Source organism: Bacillus sp. 05T31, assembly GCF_056396725.1.
Genome location: NZ_JBFTMA010000002.1, coordinates 13,312 through 28,344, shown reverse-complemented (window position 1 = coordinate 28,344; position 15,033 = coordinate 13,312). Strand labels below are relative to the sequence as shown.

The 15,033-nt window shown below is 40.0% G+C and carries 14 protein-coding genes; 1 reads left to right on the top strand and 13 read right to left on the bottom strand.

All coding sequences use genetic code 11. From position 1 onward, the window contains the following. Positions 1-468 precede the first annotated feature (468 nt). The 6 genes from rho to spo0F all read right to left on the bottom strand — a co-directional run bounded on the left by rho (position 469) and on the right by spo0F (position 6,467). Entirely contained in the window at positions 469-1,740 is a 1,272-nt protein-coding gene (gene rho, locus AC1DJR_RS00350) for a transcription termination factor Rho (protein WP_002016308.1), read from the bottom strand. 228 nt (positions 1,741-1,968) lie between these two features. After that, on the bottom strand, positions 1,969-2,118 hold the full coding sequence (locus AC1DJR_RS00345) for a hypothetical protein (protein ID WP_410588741.1): 150 nt from the start codon (positions 2,116-2,118) through the stop codon (positions 1,969-1,971). A 125-nt stretch (positions 2,119-2,243) separates the two neighbouring features. After that, positions 2,244-3,209, bottom strand: a complete 966-nt coding sequence (gene glpX / locus AC1DJR_RS00340; protein WP_002016310.1) for a class II fructose-bisphosphatase — start codon at positions 3,207-3,209, stop codon at positions 2,244-2,246. Positions 3,210-3,392: 183 nt separating this feature from the next. Next, a complete protein-coding gene (murA, locus tag AC1DJR_RS00335) occupies positions 3,393-4,682 on the bottom strand; it encodes a UDP-N-acetylglucosamine 1-carboxyvinyltransferase (RefSeq protein ID WP_002034893.1) in 1,290 nt (429 codons plus the stop codon). A 347-nt stretch (positions 4,683-5,029) separates the two neighbouring features. Continuing rightward, positions 5,030-5,887, bottom strand: coding sequence for a class II fructose-bisphosphate aldolase (locus AC1DJR_RS00330; protein WP_002016312.1), 858 nt, complete (start codon positions 5,885-5,887; stop codon positions 5,030-5,032). A 211-nt stretch (positions 5,888-6,098) separates the two neighbouring features. After that, positions 6,099-6,467, bottom strand: a complete 369-nt coding sequence (gene spo0F, locus AC1DJR_RS00325) for a sporulation initiation phosphotransferase Spo0F (RefSeq protein ID WP_477001833.1) — start codon at positions 6,465-6,467, stop codon at positions 6,099-6,101. Between the two features lie 202 nt (positions 6,468-6,669). Here spo0F and AC1DJR_RS00320 point away from each other — a divergent pair, with 202 nt between their 5' ends. Then, positions 6,670-7,194: a DUF2529 domain-containing protein gene (locus AC1DJR_RS00320; protein ID WP_002034892.1), complete on the top strand. Its 525-nt coding sequence runs from the start codon at positions 6,670-6,672 to the stop codon at positions 7,192-7,194. Between the two features lie 32 nt (positions 7,195-7,226). Here AC1DJR_RS00320 and pyrG read toward each other — a convergent pair whose 3' ends face one another. The 7 genes from pyrG to AC1DJR_RS00285 all read right to left on the bottom strand — a co-directional run bounded on the left by pyrG (position 7,227) and on the right by AC1DJR_RS00285 (position 15,028). Next, positions 7,227-8,834, bottom strand: a complete 1,608-nt coding sequence (pyrG, locus tag AC1DJR_RS00315; RefSeq protein WP_002016314.1) for a CTP synthase — start codon at positions 8,832-8,834, stop codon at positions 7,227-7,229. Between the two features lie 257 nt (positions 8,835-9,091). After that, entirely contained in the window at positions 9,092-9,619 is a 528-nt protein-coding gene (gene rpoE, locus AC1DJR_RS00310; RefSeq protein ID WP_429687967.1) for a DNA-directed RNA polymerase subunit delta, read from the bottom strand. Between the two features lie 165 nt (positions 9,620-9,784). Next, positions 9,785-10,414: a TetR/AcrR family transcriptional regulator gene (locus tag AC1DJR_RS00305; protein WP_002034889.1), complete on the bottom strand. Its 630-nt coding sequence runs from the start codon at positions 10,412-10,414 to the stop codon at positions 9,785-9,787. 64 nt (positions 10,415-10,478) lie between these two features. Then, positions 10,479-11,618: an acyl-CoA dehydrogenase AcdA gene (gene acdA, locus AC1DJR_RS00300; RefSeq protein ID WP_002016320.1), complete on the bottom strand. Its 1,140-nt coding sequence runs from the start codon at positions 11,616-11,618 to the stop codon at positions 10,479-10,481. Positions 11,619-11,640: 22 nt separating this feature from the next. Next, positions 11,641-12,771 (bottom strand): acyl-CoA dehydrogenase, encoded by a 1,131-nt coding sequence (locus tag AC1DJR_RS00295; RefSeq protein ID WP_113770389.1) that lies wholly within the window; start codon positions 12,769-12,771, stop codon positions 11,641-11,643. Between the two features lie 72 nt (positions 12,772-12,843). Next, a complete protein-coding gene (locus tag AC1DJR_RS00290; protein ID WP_002016322.1) occupies positions 12,844-13,695 on the bottom strand; it encodes a 3-hydroxybutyryl-CoA dehydrogenase in 852 nt (283 codons plus the stop codon). Positions 13,696-13,744: 49 nt separating this feature from the next. Next, the gene (locus AC1DJR_RS00285; RefSeq protein WP_078185032.1) at positions 13,745-15,028 is read right to left on the bottom strand and encodes an acetyl-CoA C-acetyltransferase; all 1,284 of its coding nucleotides are present in this window, start codon (positions 15,026-15,028) and stop codon (positions 13,745-13,747) included. Positions 15,029-15,033 lie beyond the last annotated feature (5 nt).

Here is a 15,033-nt window from a genome sequence, read left to right as displayed (position 1 = left end):
AGGCTAACTCCATTTTGCAACTACCTGTTTTTGTCTTTTTAAAAATTAAAAGCACAAGCGGCTCGTTCAGAATCCAGATCACTTCAAGCTCTCGACCAAGAAGCGCTTTTTGCTTCGACCGAGAGAGCGAAATAGCCGGAGATTCTAGCCGTTGGAGCTGGATAATACCTAAAAGCGCAAGCGGCTCGTTTAGAATCGCAGATCACTTCAAGCTCTCGACCAAGAGGCGCTTTTTGCCTCGTAGGAAGACGCGAAGCCACCGACCATTCTAGCCGCTGGAGATGGAACTAGATACACCTTAAAGCGCAAGCGGCTCGCCCAGAATCGTAGGGCACTTCAAGCTCTCAATCCAAATATGATTTCCATCTTAAAAAACAAATTTTTTCCATATATTACTCTCTCTAACATTCCCTTAAAAACATAAAAAACTCGCTTACTACGAAATAAGCGAGTCCCCATCTTTTCCCTTTACTTAGTGGTTACATACCTTTTTGAGTCTGCAACAATGTTTTGTAAAAATTCTTCATTTGTCTTTGTTTGACGAAGTTTACGTAAGAAGCCTTCAACAAAGTCTGGTGTATCACGCATTGTTTTACGAATACCCCACAGCTTGTCTAAATGTTCTTTCGGAATTAATAGGTCTTCTTTACGCGTACCAGAGCGACGAATATCAATCGCTGGGAAGATACGGCGCTCAGCTAATGAGCGATCTAAGTGAAGTTCCATATTTCCAGTTCCTTTAAACTCCTCRTAAATTACATCATCCATACGAGACCCTGTATCAACAAGCGCTGTTGCTAAAATCGTTAGGCTACCGCCCTCTTCGATATTACGCGCAGCCCCAAAGAAACGCTTCGGTCTATGAAAAGCAGCAGGATCAATACCACCCGATAAGGTTCTACCACTTGGCGGAATAACAAGGTTGTAAGCACGCGCTAAACGGGTAATACTATCCATTAAAATGACAACGTCCCTTTTATGTTCTACAAGACGCATTGCACGCTCTAATACAAGCTCCGCTACTTTAATATGATTCTCTGGCACTTCATCAAAAGTAGAACTTACAACATCACCTTTAACAGAACGTTCAATATCTGTTACTTCCTCTGGACGCTCATCAATTAAAAGTACAATTAATTCTGCTTCCGGATGATTTGTTGTGACACTGTGTGCAATTTCTTTTAACAGACTTGTTTTACCAGCCTTTGGAGGCGCAACAATTAAACCACGTTGTCCAAATCCAACTGGTGCGATTAAATCCATGATGCGTGTCGGTAACTTTTTCGTTTCCGTCTCCAATTTCATTTGGCGATCTGGGTATAACGGTGTTAATGCAGGGAAATGTACACGCTCTTTTGCTGAGTCTGGATCATCTCCATTTACAGCTTCAACTTGTAGCAATCCAAAATAGCGCTCATTTTCTTTCGGAGGTCGTACTTTACCAGAAACCTTATCTCCATTACGTAAATCGAAACGACGAATTTGCGAAGCCGAGATATAAATATCTTCTGAGCTTGGAGAATAATTGATAGGACGTAAGAATCCAAATCCTTCTGATTGAATAATTTCTAATACGCCTTCCATGAAAAAGAAACCTTCTTTTTCTGCTCGAGCTTTTAAGATAGAGAAGATTAGCTCTTTTTTCGTTAACTTGCTGTAATACGAAATCTTAAATTCCTTCGCAAGCTCGTATAACTCTTTTAATTTCATGTTTTCTAATGCTGCAATTGACAAATTCATTCAGACACCACACTTTAACTTTATTCTCTTTTCACATGGGTAAAGGGAAAAATACGGAAGGCAAATAAATAATAATGAAAGGCAATAAGTTCAAGTAGGATAATATTCACTATTGTAACCCTTTTATCTAGTTTTAATCAATACGTTGAAACACAAATACAAGAAGCGAAGACAAGAAAATTTGTCTTCGCCTTTTCATATTTCTTTCTTTTTTCTACTCACCTGATTTTAAGGCAGAATAGATAAGGCATTTCTGCTTTTATTTAATCCAGCTTCAGCAGCTAGAATCTCCGGTGGTTTCGCTTCTTCCTGCGAGGCAAAAAGCGCCTCTTCGTCAGGAGCTCCATCCCCCTCCCATTCTGAACGAGCTGCTTGCACTTTTTACTTAATCCAGCTTCAGCGGCTAGAATCTCCGGTCATTTCGCCCCTTCCTGCGAGGCAAAAAACGCCTCTTCGTCAGGAGCCCCAATGCCTTCCCCTTCTAAACGAGCCACCTCCGCTTTTTATTTAATAACCAAATTCGGTTTTTTATTTAAGCTATGGCGGCCGTCTACGAAGCGTACTGTGCCTGATTTTGCACGCATAACAAGGGATTGTGTTGTTCCGACGCTACCTTTAAATTGAACGCCTCGTAATAGTTCTCCGTCTGTTACACCTGTTGCTGCAAAGATTGCATCGTCACCTTTTACTAAGTCTTCCATACGAAGGATACGATTGATATCTTCAATACCCATTCTTTTACAACGAGCTAGTTCAGCTTCGTTTTGAGGTAAGAGCTTCCCGTGAATTTCTCCACCTAAGCATTTTAATGCGACCGCAGCTAATACACCTTCAGGTGCTCCACCAGAACCGAATAGAATATCTACACCAGTACGGTCAAATGCTGTATTGATTGCTCCAGCTACATCTCCATCGTTAATTAATTTAATACGAGCACCAGCTTTACGAATTTCTTCGATAATTGCTTGATGACGTGGACGGTTTAAAACTGTCGCTACAACATCTTCGATATCTTTATTTTTCGCTTTCGCAACTGCACGTAAGTTGTCGATAATAGGTGCGTCAATATCAACTGCACCAACTGCTTCTGGACCAACCGCTATTTTATCCATGTACATGTCAGGAGCATGTAACAAATTGCCGTGATCTGCAATTGCAATAACAGCAAGCGCATTCCAGCCGCCAGCCGCTACGATATTTGTCCCTTCTAAAGGATCAACTGCAACGTCTACGCGTGGTCCATATCCTGTACCCAATTTTTCTCCGATATATAGCATTGGCGCTTCATCCATTTCACCTTCGCCAATTACAACTGTACCTTTCATCGGAATTGTATCAAATACATCACGCATAGCAGATGTTGCTGCACCATCTGCCTCATCTTTTTTTCCGCGCCCCATCCAACGCGCTGATGATAATGCTGCAGCCTCTGTTACACGTACTAACTCCATAGATAAACTTCTTTCCACGATAAACCCTCTCCTTTAAGTCTTTATATTTCTGCCGTATTTTGTGAACCTTGTTTTTCTATAAAGTGTACTTCCGTTAGTAGTGATTCTTCGCTCCCCATTAACGGAAGTATCACCACCTTATCCCGATTGGTGAGGGTTAATAATCGGCGTGGGATACCCCATACTGATTAAAGTTTCACTTTATGCATTCTTCATTTCTTCAATTTCTTGCTTTGTCATTTGTTCTCGCCAAATGTTTGCACCAAGCCCTTTAAGCTTGTCTACTATATTTTCGTAACCTCGATCAATATGATCAAGTCCCGTTACTTCTGTAATGCCATCTGCCATTAAACCCGCAATAACAAGGGACGCACCAGCTCGGAGGTCACTCGCTTTCACCTTCGCACCTTGCAATAAAACCGGTCCAGTCACAATTGCTGAACGGCCTTCTACTTTAATTTGCGCGTTCATACGGCGCAATTCATCAATATGCTTGAAACGTGCGCTGTAAATTGTATCAGTTACAACTCCTGTTCCATGCGCTTTTGTTAAAAGCGTTGTAAACGGCTGTTGTAAATCCGTTGGAAACCCTGGATATACAAGCGTTTTTACATCAACTACTTTTAACCTTCTATTGCCGTTCACTGTAATTTGGTCATCGTTCGTTTCAATTTGAACACCAGCTTCTCTTAGCTTCGCAGTAACGGATTCTAAATGCTGAGGAATAACATTATCAACTGTTACTTCTCCTCCTGATGCTGCTCCTAAAATCATATACGTACCAGCTTCAATACGGTCTGGAATAATAGTGTGGTGACAACCGTGCAGTGAATCCACACCATCAATTCGGATTACGTCTGTACCAGCACCTTTAATACGTGCTCCCATACTCGTTAACAATGTAGCTACATCAATAATCTCTGGCTCTTTCGCTGCATTTTCAATAACAGTTCTACCTTTCGCTCGTACAGCCGCTAGCATAATATTAATTGTAGCTCCTACACTAACAACATCTAAATAAATACGTGCCCCACGTAGTTCGTCTGCTCTTAAATAAATGGCACCTTGTTCATTTGTAACATATGCCCCTAACGCTTCAAACCCTTTAATATGCTGATCAATCGGTCGTGGCCCTAAATGACATCCACCTGGAAGCCCAATAACAGCTTTTTTAAAACGGCCAAGCATTGCACCCATTAAATAATAAGAGGCGCGCAATTTTTTCACTTTTCCATTTGGTAAAGGCATCGCAACCATGTTAGAAGGATCGACTACCATCTCTTCTTCCTGCCCATAAGTTACTTTCCCTCCAATTTCCTCTAGTAAGTCTCCTAACATTTTCACGTCCGAAATATTAGGAACACCGCCAATAGTTACTGGAGTATCTGCTAAAATTGTCGCTGGAATTAGTGCAACAGCACTGTTCTTTGCACCACTCACACGAATTGTTCCATTTAAAGCTCTTCCGCCTTCAATTAGCAACTTTTCCATATTGAGCTCCCTTCTTGTGAATGTATTTATCTTCTACTTCTTTATAAGAAGTAGAAGATTCCCCCTTAAGAATCTCAATCACTCTTTCCATCCCGAAACTCAATAAGTAGAAAACCATCACCTGTAGCTCCCCTGCTGTACAAATAGATGAAGATTAACTATTCATCGAATCAAATTACTCAATTCAGATACTTACCACATTTATTAATAGGACTATGCACATTATTTTCTATATTTGCAAACCAAAAATTCACTTTATAAAATCTTTAGACTTGTTCGCGCTTTCATTATACAACGAAAGGAAACCGTCTAAAAGACTAGACGGTTTCCAAAACGGAATTTTATTCTTACGCTTTACCGTTAGAACCGAACTCACGCATTTTACCAGCAACAGTTGCTTTGATAGCGTCGCGGCCAGGTCCAATATATTTACGAGGATCGTAAACTTCTTGGTCTTTGTTTAATGCTTCACGAACAGCTTTTGTAAACTCAATTTGGTTCTCAGTGTTTACGTTAATTTTTGAAGTACCTAGAGAAATAGCTTTTACGATATCAGCAGTTGGGATACCAGTACCACCGTGTAATACTAAAGGTACGCCAGTGAAGTCACGAACTTGTTCCATTTCAGCGAATCCTAAGTTAGGCTCACCTTTGTAAGGACCGTGTACAGAACCTAGAGCTGGAGCTAGGCAATCGATACCTGTTGCTTCAACAAGGTGCTTACACTCTGCTGGATCAGCGTAAATTACGCCTTCAGCGATGATGTCGTCTTCTTGTCCGCCAACTGTTCCAAGCTCAGCTTCAACAGATACGTTACGAGCGTGTGCGTATTCTACCACTTTTTTAGTAGTTTCAACGTTTTCATCGAATGGGTGGTGAGAAGCGTCGATCATTACAGATGTGAAACCTGCATCAATTGCTTCTTTACATTTTTCGAAGCTTGAACCATGGTCAAGGTGAATCGCTACAGGAACAGAAATGTTCATTTCTTCGATTAAAGCTTTAACCATAGCTACAACTGTTTTGAAACCAGTCATATGACGAGCTGCACCCTCAGATACACCTAAGATTACAGGAGATTTTTCTTCTTCCGCAGCAGCTAAGATAGCTTGAGTCCACTCTAAGTTGTTCATGTTGAATTGACCAACTGCGTATTTTCCTTCTAGTGCTGTGTTTAGCATTTCTTTCATAGAAACTAAAGGCATGGTGAATCCTCCTAAAAAACGTTTTTTGTATCCGATAAATTCTTATCGCTGGTAGTATGACCAGAATAAGGTAAAATATGTATATTTACATACCGGACTTCTTTCTACACTCAATAGGATAACAACTTGTACTCAAAAACTCAACTGTATTCACCTGCTCAACAGTCCATGTAAACGCTTTTTTCCATATTTTTTATAAAAAATTCATTTTTTACGCCTCTACAGCAAGCTGATCTCTCACTGCTTGACGAATCTCATCAATATCAAACGGTTTAGCAAAGTGCATTAAAGCTCCTAAATCTTTCGCTTCTTGAATCATATCCAATTCTCCATAAGCAGTCATTAAAATCACTTTAATACTCTCATCAATTTCTTTTACATGTTTTAAAATCTCTATACCATCCATACCTGGGATTTTCATATCTAACACTACTAAATCCGGATTATCTTTTTTCACGATATCTAAAGCTTGAAATCCATTCGCTGCTTGGAACGTCTGATAACCTTCTTTTTGGAACACTTCATGCAATAAAACACGAATGCCATATTGATCAWCAACGATTAAAATTTTCCCTTCCATAACTCCCAACCTTTCTGTGTAAGTACAAGATTTAAAGCTTCTTATATCTTATCGGTTTATTTTCGCTACTCTTTGCCAAATCCCTTCCTATTCTTTCTTATTTTACCGTTTCCTATTTTGTTATGCCACCCTACTATTTCCCCTTTCCAAAAAAAATAAGCTATAATGAGAACCAGCTAACACGAAAGAAAGGAGCAACAACATGTTAAAAATTTTCTCGACTCAATTAAGTGGATATTTCTCCAAAATTTCTCAAAAAGAGGAAATGAATATAGAAGATAGCGCTCGTCTACTTGCCCAGGCGTTAGTTGGCGATGGCTTCATTTACTTGCATGGTACAAACGAAATGGAAGGTATTGTTTCAGAAGCATTGTTTGGCGCCGAACCAATGAAACAAGCAAAACGTTTAATAGAAAACGGTGAACCGGCGGCAGTGACTTCTGCGGACCGCGTACTTCTTATTAGTCGTTTTTCGACAGATGAAGAAATTATAAAAACCGCGAAAAAACTTCATGAAGAAGGCCAATCTATCGTTGGAATCTCGGCTATTCAAGAAGGTGTTGAATCACTGGAACAATATACAGATGTACATATTGATACAAAGCTGTTAAAAGGTCTTATTCCAGATGATGAAGGTAACCGCTATGGGTTCCCAAGTTTAATTATAGCTTTATTTGCTTATCACGGATTGAAATTTACAATTGATGAAATGTTAAACGAATATTAAAAAAAGCGCCCTATTTCAGGCGCTTTTTTTTATTACTTGCTCTCTTTATTCGTAATAGAAGCACTTACGAAGTCATGGAACAATGGTTGTGGACGGTTTGGACGAGATACAAGTTCTGGATGGAACTGTGCTGCCACGAACCAAGGGTGATCTTGTAATTCAATAATTTCCACTAGACGACCGTCTGGGCTTGTACCAGAGAATACAAATCCTGCTTTTTCCATATCTGGACGGAATTGATTGTTGAACTCATAACGATGACGATGACGCTCATATACAACCGGCTCATTGTAAGCATTGTAAGCATTTGTTTCTTCAGCAAGCTTACATGGATATAGACCAAGGCGAAGTGTACCACCTAAATCTTCTACATCTTTTTGTTCTGGTAATAAATCGATGATTGCATAAGGTGTGTCAGGATTAATTTCAGAAGAGTTAGCCCCTTCTAATCCTAATACGTTACGTGCAAATTCGATTGATGCAAGTTGCATACCTAGGCAAATTCCTAAGAATGGAACTTTGTTTTCACGAGCATATTGAATTGCAACGATTTTACCTTCTACACCACGATCGCCGAAGCCACCTGGTACAAGGATACCATCTGTGTCGCCAACTAATTCTTTTACGTTCTCTGCTGTTACGTGCTCAGCATTTACCCATTTCACTTCTACATCTGTGTCGAATGAATAACCTGCATGACGAAGCGCTTCTACAACAGAAATGTATGCATCTTGAAGCTCTACGTATTTACCAACAAGAGCGATTTTTGTTTTCTTAGAAAGGTTACGTACTTTATTAACTAGCGCAGTCCAATCTGTCATATCTGCAGCTGGATTGTCTAACTTCAAGTGATCACAAACGATTTGGTCCATGTTTTGTTCTTGAAGAGATAATGGAACCGCATATAAAGTATCTGCATCGCGTGCTTCGATAACTGCTTTTGTATCGATGTCACAGAATAATGCAAGCTTGTCTTTCATGTCCTGAGAAACAGGTAGTTCTGTACGAACAACGATAATATTTGGTTGAATACCTAAGCTGCGAAGCTCTTTAACGCTATGTTGCGTTGGTTTTGTTTTCATTTCACCCGCTGCTTTTAAGTACGGGATTAACGTACAGTGAATGTACATTACATTGTCACGACCGATGTCGCTCTTAATTTGACGAATTGCTTCTAAGAATGGTAAAGACTCGATATCACCAACAGTTCCACCGATTTCTGTAATAACAACGTCGGCATTTGTTTCGCGACCAGAACGATATACACGTTCTTTAATTTCGTTAGTAATGTGAGGAATAACTTGAACTGTTCCTCCTAAATATTCACCACGGCGCTCTTTTTGAAGAACTGAAGAGTAAATTTTACCTGTTGTTACGTTGCTGTATTTRTTTAAGTTGATGTCGATAAAACGCTCATAGTGACCTAGGTCTAAGTCCGTTTCTGCACCATCATCTGTTACGAATACCTCACCGTGTTGGTAGGGGCTCATAGTCCCTGGGTCTACGTTAATGTATGGATCAAACTTTTGAATAGTTACGTTTAAACCACGATTCTTTAAAAGTCTTCCAAGAGATGCTGCTGTAATACCTTTACCTAAAGACGATACTACACCGCCTGTTACAAAAATATACTTAGTCATGAAAATACTCCCTTCTACTTCTTTGTTATATAATCACCGTTGCAAAGCGCAACGTATGTAGATAACACTGTATCTATCTTATTGTTAGGCTCTTTTTATTTTCTAAACAAAAAACAAAAAAGAAAATTGCTCCCCTCATCACATAAAGTAATAAGTAGGGAGCAATTTTCTTTTATATTTACACTTTAAAAGTATTATCGTCTTTTTTTAAAGAGCCCAAAAATGATTCTACATGGACGATAATGAAAAGTCAAGAACTACCGCTCTTCCTCTTCTTCTTCTTCAGTTTCATCATACTCAAGTTCTTCTTCTGCGAAGTCTTCATTATCTTCTTCTAAATCATCAAGATCATCATCTTCATCATCTGCGTCTTCGTCTTCAAGAACTTTGTCCAAATCTACTACATCTTCTTCTACTTCTTCTTCTACTTCTTCTACATCATCTTCTTCAATGTAGTCGTCAAAACCGTCTTCTTCAACTTTACGTTTCTTCTTCGGTTTTGGCTGAGGCAGAATTTCTTCATCAATTTGCTCATATGGGTACCAGCTACGTAGCCCCCAACGATTTTCTCCTAAATTAATGAAACGTCCATCGATGTTTAAATCTGTATAAAATTGTGCGAGTTTCGTATTAACTTGCCCTTGAGATAGTCCCAGCACTTGAGCGATTTCTTGAACCAACTCGTTGAATGTCGTTGCTTGTCTTTTAGTCCCTAAAACACTATGTACAACTTCAATCATTGAACATTCTTTTAGCTCTTCTGGTGAATATTGCTTAAAACCCACTTATGCGGCACTTCCTTTCTTCAAATATAAGCTTATATATAACGGTCTGCTTAAAAAAATCCATACTATTCATTATAAACAAAAGTCGCACAAATATGCTACAAAAAAAACGGGAAACTTTTATCCCGCTATTTACGGGCAATAAAATTATAATTTGTCCATTCTTTATTTCGGAGACATATGTGCTCCTTGCAGTACATACCTAATTTGCATTTCTGTATATTCTTCGAGAGTATACAGTTTTTGCAGGGCCCAACGTCTAAATCCCCACATTTGTCCCTGTATGAAAATATTATGTGCAAGAAGCTGTATTTCCTTTTTATTTAGTGTAAATGTCCCATTTTCCGTACACTGCTCTAAAATATCCTCAAACATCCCGACCATTTGAAACTCTTTTTCTAATACATATGGGAGTGATTCTTTCGGTAAAAAACGTACCTCTTGATACATAATTAATACTTCTTCTTGCAATTCATCCATCACTTTAAAATAATTCATTATCGCTATCTTTAAGCTTTCTATACTTCCCTTCTCTGTACACACTACTTCCTCTAACCGCTCTTTTACATGTTCATAAATACTATCACAAACTAAATATAATACATCATCTTTTGTGCGAATATACTCATAAAGTGTTCCGATACTAAATCCAGCCGCTTTCGCAATTTCTCTCGTTGTTGTACGTGGGAATCCTTTTTGCTTAAACAGCTGCACCGCACCTTTAATCATTTGTTCACGTCTTAACGCAACTAATTTTTCATCTTTCACTGACGCATGTACATTATGTTTAACCATCCCTTCACCTCTCTCTATTATTTTTGGAAGTAAAAAGCGTAGGAAAATACCTACGCTTTTGTTCCTACTTCGTTAACATACGAGAAATTACAAGCCTTTGAATCTCTTGTGTTCCCTCATATATTTGTGTAATCTTTGCATCGCGCATATAACGCTCTACTGGATAATCTTTCGTATAACCATAACCACCAAATACTTGTACCGCTTCAGTCGTTACCTTCATCGCTGTATCACCTGCAAATACTTTTGACATCGCTGACTCTTTCCCATACGGAAGCCCTTCAGATTCAAGCCAAGCCGCTTGATATGTTAAAAGACGCGCTGCCTCTACATCCGTTGCCATATCCGCAAGTTTAAAGCCAATTCCTTGTTGCGCCGCAATTGGCTTCCCAAACTGATGACGTTCTCTTGCATATTCTACAGAAGCATCTAAAGCGGATTGTGCAATACCGACTGCTTGTGCCGCAATACCATTACGGCCGCCATCTAATGTCTGCATCGCAACTTTAAAYCCTTGGCCCTCTTCCCCTAGTAAATTCTCTACAGGAATACGGCAGTCTTCAAATATAATTTCAGTCGTTGGCGAAGAACGAATTCCTAGCTTACTTTCCTTCTTCCCAACCGAAAATCCTAGCGTATCACTCTCCACAATAAATGCACTCGTGCCGCGCTGCTTCGAATCAGGATCTGTTAATGCAAAAACAACATAAATATCAGCAATGCCGCCATTTGTAATAAAGATTTTCGAACCATTTAAAATGTAATGGTCTCCATCTCGTTTTGCAGTCGTCCTCATTCCACCAGCATCTGATCCAGAGCTTGGTTCTGTTAAGCCATATGCACCAATTTTCTTCCCTTCAGCCATTGGGCGCAAAAACTTTTGTTTTTGCTCTTCCGTTCCAAATTTAAAAATTGGCCATCCAGCAAGTGAAGTATGTGCAGACAACGTTACACCTGTAGAAGCACAAACGCGGGATAATTCTTCAACGGCAATTACATACGCCAAGTAATCGCTTCCAATTCCGCCGTATTCTTCAGGCCACGGAATACCGGTTAAACCAAGCTCTGCCATTTGATCGAATAAAGCGCGATCAAATCGCTCTTCCTCATCACGCTCTGCTGCTGTCGGTGCTACTTCATTCCTTGCAAAATCCCGAACCATTTTTCTTATCATTTCATGTTCTTCTGATAATTTAAAATGCATTCCCGTCTCCCCCTCTGCCTTTTTATAAAGCTCGACTAATTACAAGCTTTTGTATTTCGCTCGTTCCTTCATATATTTGTGTGATCTTCGCATCACGGAAAAATCTTTCTACTGGATAATCTTTCGTATAACCATAACCACCAAATACTTGCACCGCTTCAATCGCAACTTCAACAGCCGTCTTAGAAGCAAATAATTTCGCAATAGAAGCTTCTTTACCGCATGGTAATCCTTGTGCTCTTAGCGATGCTGCTCTGTATACAAGTAATCGCGATGCTTCTACACTTGTTGCCATATCTGCAAGTTTGAATCCGAGTCCTTGCTGCGCCGCAATTGGCTTTCCGAATTGCTCACGCTCTTTCGCATAATCAATCGCACATGCAAGCGCCGCTTCCGCGATTCCTAATGCTTGCGCTCCGATTCCAATTCGCCCAACATCTAAATTCGCCATCGCCACCTTAAATCCTTGTCCTTCTTCACCAAGTAAATTCTCGACCGGCACTTTCATATCTTCAAACGTAAGTTGCACTGTACGAGAACCAAGAAGACCCATCTTATGCTCATCTTTTCCGATGATTAAGCCTGGTGTATCTTTCTCTACTATAAATGCTGAAATCCCGCTTTTCCCCGCATCTGGATTTGTAGACGCGAAGACGATATATGTACTTGCTTCACCACCATTTGTAATAAAGACTTTCGATCCATTAATGATGTAGTGATCGTCTTTCTTTACAGCTCTTGATTTCAAACTACCTGCATCTGATCCTGCATTCGGTTCTGTTAGAGCAAATGCGCCTAAATATTCACCAGTCGCCAGTTTAGAAACATATTTCTGCTTCTGTTCTTCTGTTCCGAAGTATAAAATCGGATTCATTCCAACTGACGTATGTACAGCCAAAATTACACCAACCGTTGCACTTACCTTTGAAATTTCCTCAATTGCTAGAATGTAAGAAATAAAATCCATTTCTGCCCCGCCATATTTTGCAGGCGCTGGAATACCCATTAGTCCAAGCTCACCCATCTTTTGCAAAATCTCTTTCGGGAACACCCCTTGTTCCATACTAGGAACAAAGGGAGCTATTTCCTTCTGTGCAAAATCTCGAACCATTTTCCTCATCATTTGTTGCTCTTCAGTAAAGTGAAAATTCATGTACTTCGCCTCCGTTTGCTATATATCTTTTTAACAATCTGGTAAGACCACTACTTCAATAAAGGGAGGCCTTTATTCGTAAACGTAGAAACCACGACCCGTTTTACGTCCTAACCATCCTGCATTCACATACTTACGTAATAATGGACATGGGCGATATTTACTATCTCCTAATCCTTCATGCAACACTTCCATAATGTATAAACACGTATCTAAACCGATAAAGTCAGCTAACGTAAGTGGTCCCATCGGATGATTCATACCGAGTTTCATTACTTCATCAATTGCTTCTTTCGTCGCCACTCCTTCGTATAACGTATAAATCGCTTCGTTAATCATCGGTAATAAAATACGGTTCGATACAAACCCTGGGAAATCATTTACTTCAACTGGCACTTTCCCGATTTTTTTCGTAATATCCTCAATCGTTTCGTACACTGCATCATCTGTAGCTAAACCACGAATAATTTCAACGAGTTTCATAACTGGAACTGGATTCATAAAGTGCATGCCGATTACTTTCTCAGGACGTTTCGTTACCGCTGCAATTTCCGTAATTGGTAACGATGACGTATTCGTCGCTAAAATTGCGTGTTCTGGAGCGATTTCATCTAAATTCGCAAAAATTTTCTTTTTAATATCCATTTTTTCAACAGCTGCTTCAATAATAAGATCAGCTTCTTTGACACTATTTAAATCAAGCGTCCATGTAAGACGATTTAAAGTCGCATCTTTCTCTTCTTCCTTCATACGGCCTTTTTCTACTTGGCGGGCTAAATTTTTCGAAATAACAGCTAGCCCTCTATCTAATTGCTCTTGCTTTAAATCTTGCACTTTCACATCATAGCCTGCCATTGCACACACTTGTGCGATACCTGAACCCATTTGCCCTGCACCAATTACAACAATCTTTTGTACACTCATTTTTTCTTCCCCCTTAATTGTTAATAAACTATATATCTTCTAATCTTAATTAGTGAACTTCAATCATCACTGCATCACCTTGACCGCCACCGCTACAAATAGAAGCAATTCCAATTCCGCCGCCGCGCTGCTTCAGTGCGTGGATAAGTGTAACGATAATACGTGCTCCGCTCGCTCCAATTGGATGCCCCATTGCTACAGCACCGCCATTTACATTCAATTTTTCCGGATCGATCCCTGCGATTTCTGTACTTGCAATTGCTACAGCCGCAAATGCCTCATTGATTTCAAATAGATCTATGTCTTCAATTGTCTTACCTGTCTTTTTCAGCAATTCATTAATTGCATAGCCTGGCGTTCTTGGGAAATCCTTCGATTCTACCGCAATCGCCGTATGCGCCAAAATTGTCGCTAATGGTTTTCTTCCTTCTTGCTTCGCTCTGTCCTCGCTCATTAATACAAGTGCAGCACCGCCATCATTTAGTCCCGGAGCATTACCTGCYGTCACCGCTGACGTCTTATCAAATACAGGCTTTAATTTCGCTAATTTTTCAATCGTTGTATCCGCGCGTGGCGCCTCATCCTTAGCCACGACGATAGGATCACCTTTTCTTTGCTGAATTGTTACTGGTACAATCTCCTCTTCAAAACGCCCTTCTTTATGTGCCGARACCGCACGTTGATGGCTACGATATGCCCATTCATCTTGTGCTTCGCGAGAGATTCCATCTTCCTTCGCAACTTCTCCGCCATAAACACCCATGTGTATACCTGAAAATGCGCATGTTAAACCGTCTGCAACGTTTAAATCGATAACTTCGTTGTTACCCATTCTGTATCCCCATCTTGCCCCTCGTAAAATGTAAGGGCTGTTACTCATCGATTCCATTCCACCRGCTACAATCAGTGATTGATCACCAGTACGAATAATTTGATCTGCTAACGTAACTGCGCGAAGCCCTGATGCACAAACTTTATTTACTGTTTCTGTCTGCACTTCCCAAGGAATGCCGGCCGCTCTTGCTGCTTGGCGTGATGGAATTTGTCCTTGCCCTCCTTGGATAACCGTTCCAAATATAACTTCTTCAACATCACTAGCGGAAACATTCGCCCTTTCAAGCGCTGCCTTAATTGCGATTCCTCCAAGCTCTGTTGCTTTCACGTCTTTTAAAGTTCCTCCAAATTTTCCAACCGGTGTTCTTGCAGCACTTAAAATAACTGTTTTACTCATGTTTCTTTCCCCCATTTCTTTTTTTAGCACCGAGCGCTCGCTCGGTATCCTTGCGCCTAGAAGAGGTGCAATTTTTGCACCTCTTTCTAAATTTGAATGCATTCCTA

Excerpts from the sequence above, each read along its gene's own strand:
- murA (WP_002034893.1), bottom strand. The coding sequence starts at position 4,682 with ATGGAAAAGTTGCTAATTGAAGGCGGAAGAGCTTTAAATGGAACAATT.
- AC1DJR_RS00330 (WP_002016312.1), bottom strand. The coding sequence starts at position 5,887 with ATGCCTTTAGTTTCTATGAAAGAAATGCTAAACACAGCACTAGAAGGA.
- AC1DJR_RS00320 (WP_002034892.1), top strand. The coding sequence starts at position 6,670 with ATGTTAAAAATTTTCTCGACTCAATTAAGTGGATATTTCTCCAAAATT.
- AC1DJR_RS00305 (WP_002034889.1), bottom strand. The coding sequence starts at position 10,414 with ATGGTTAAACATAATGTACATGCGTCAGTGAAAGATGAAAAATTAGTT.
- AC1DJR_RS00295 (WP_113770389.1), bottom strand. The coding sequence starts at position 12,771 with ATGAATTTTCACTTTACTGAAGAGCAACAAATGATGAGGAAAATGGTT.
- AC1DJR_RS00290 (WP_002016322.1), bottom strand. The coding sequence starts at position 13,695 with ATGAGTGTACAAAAGATTGTTGTAATTGGTGCAGGGCAAATGGGTTCA.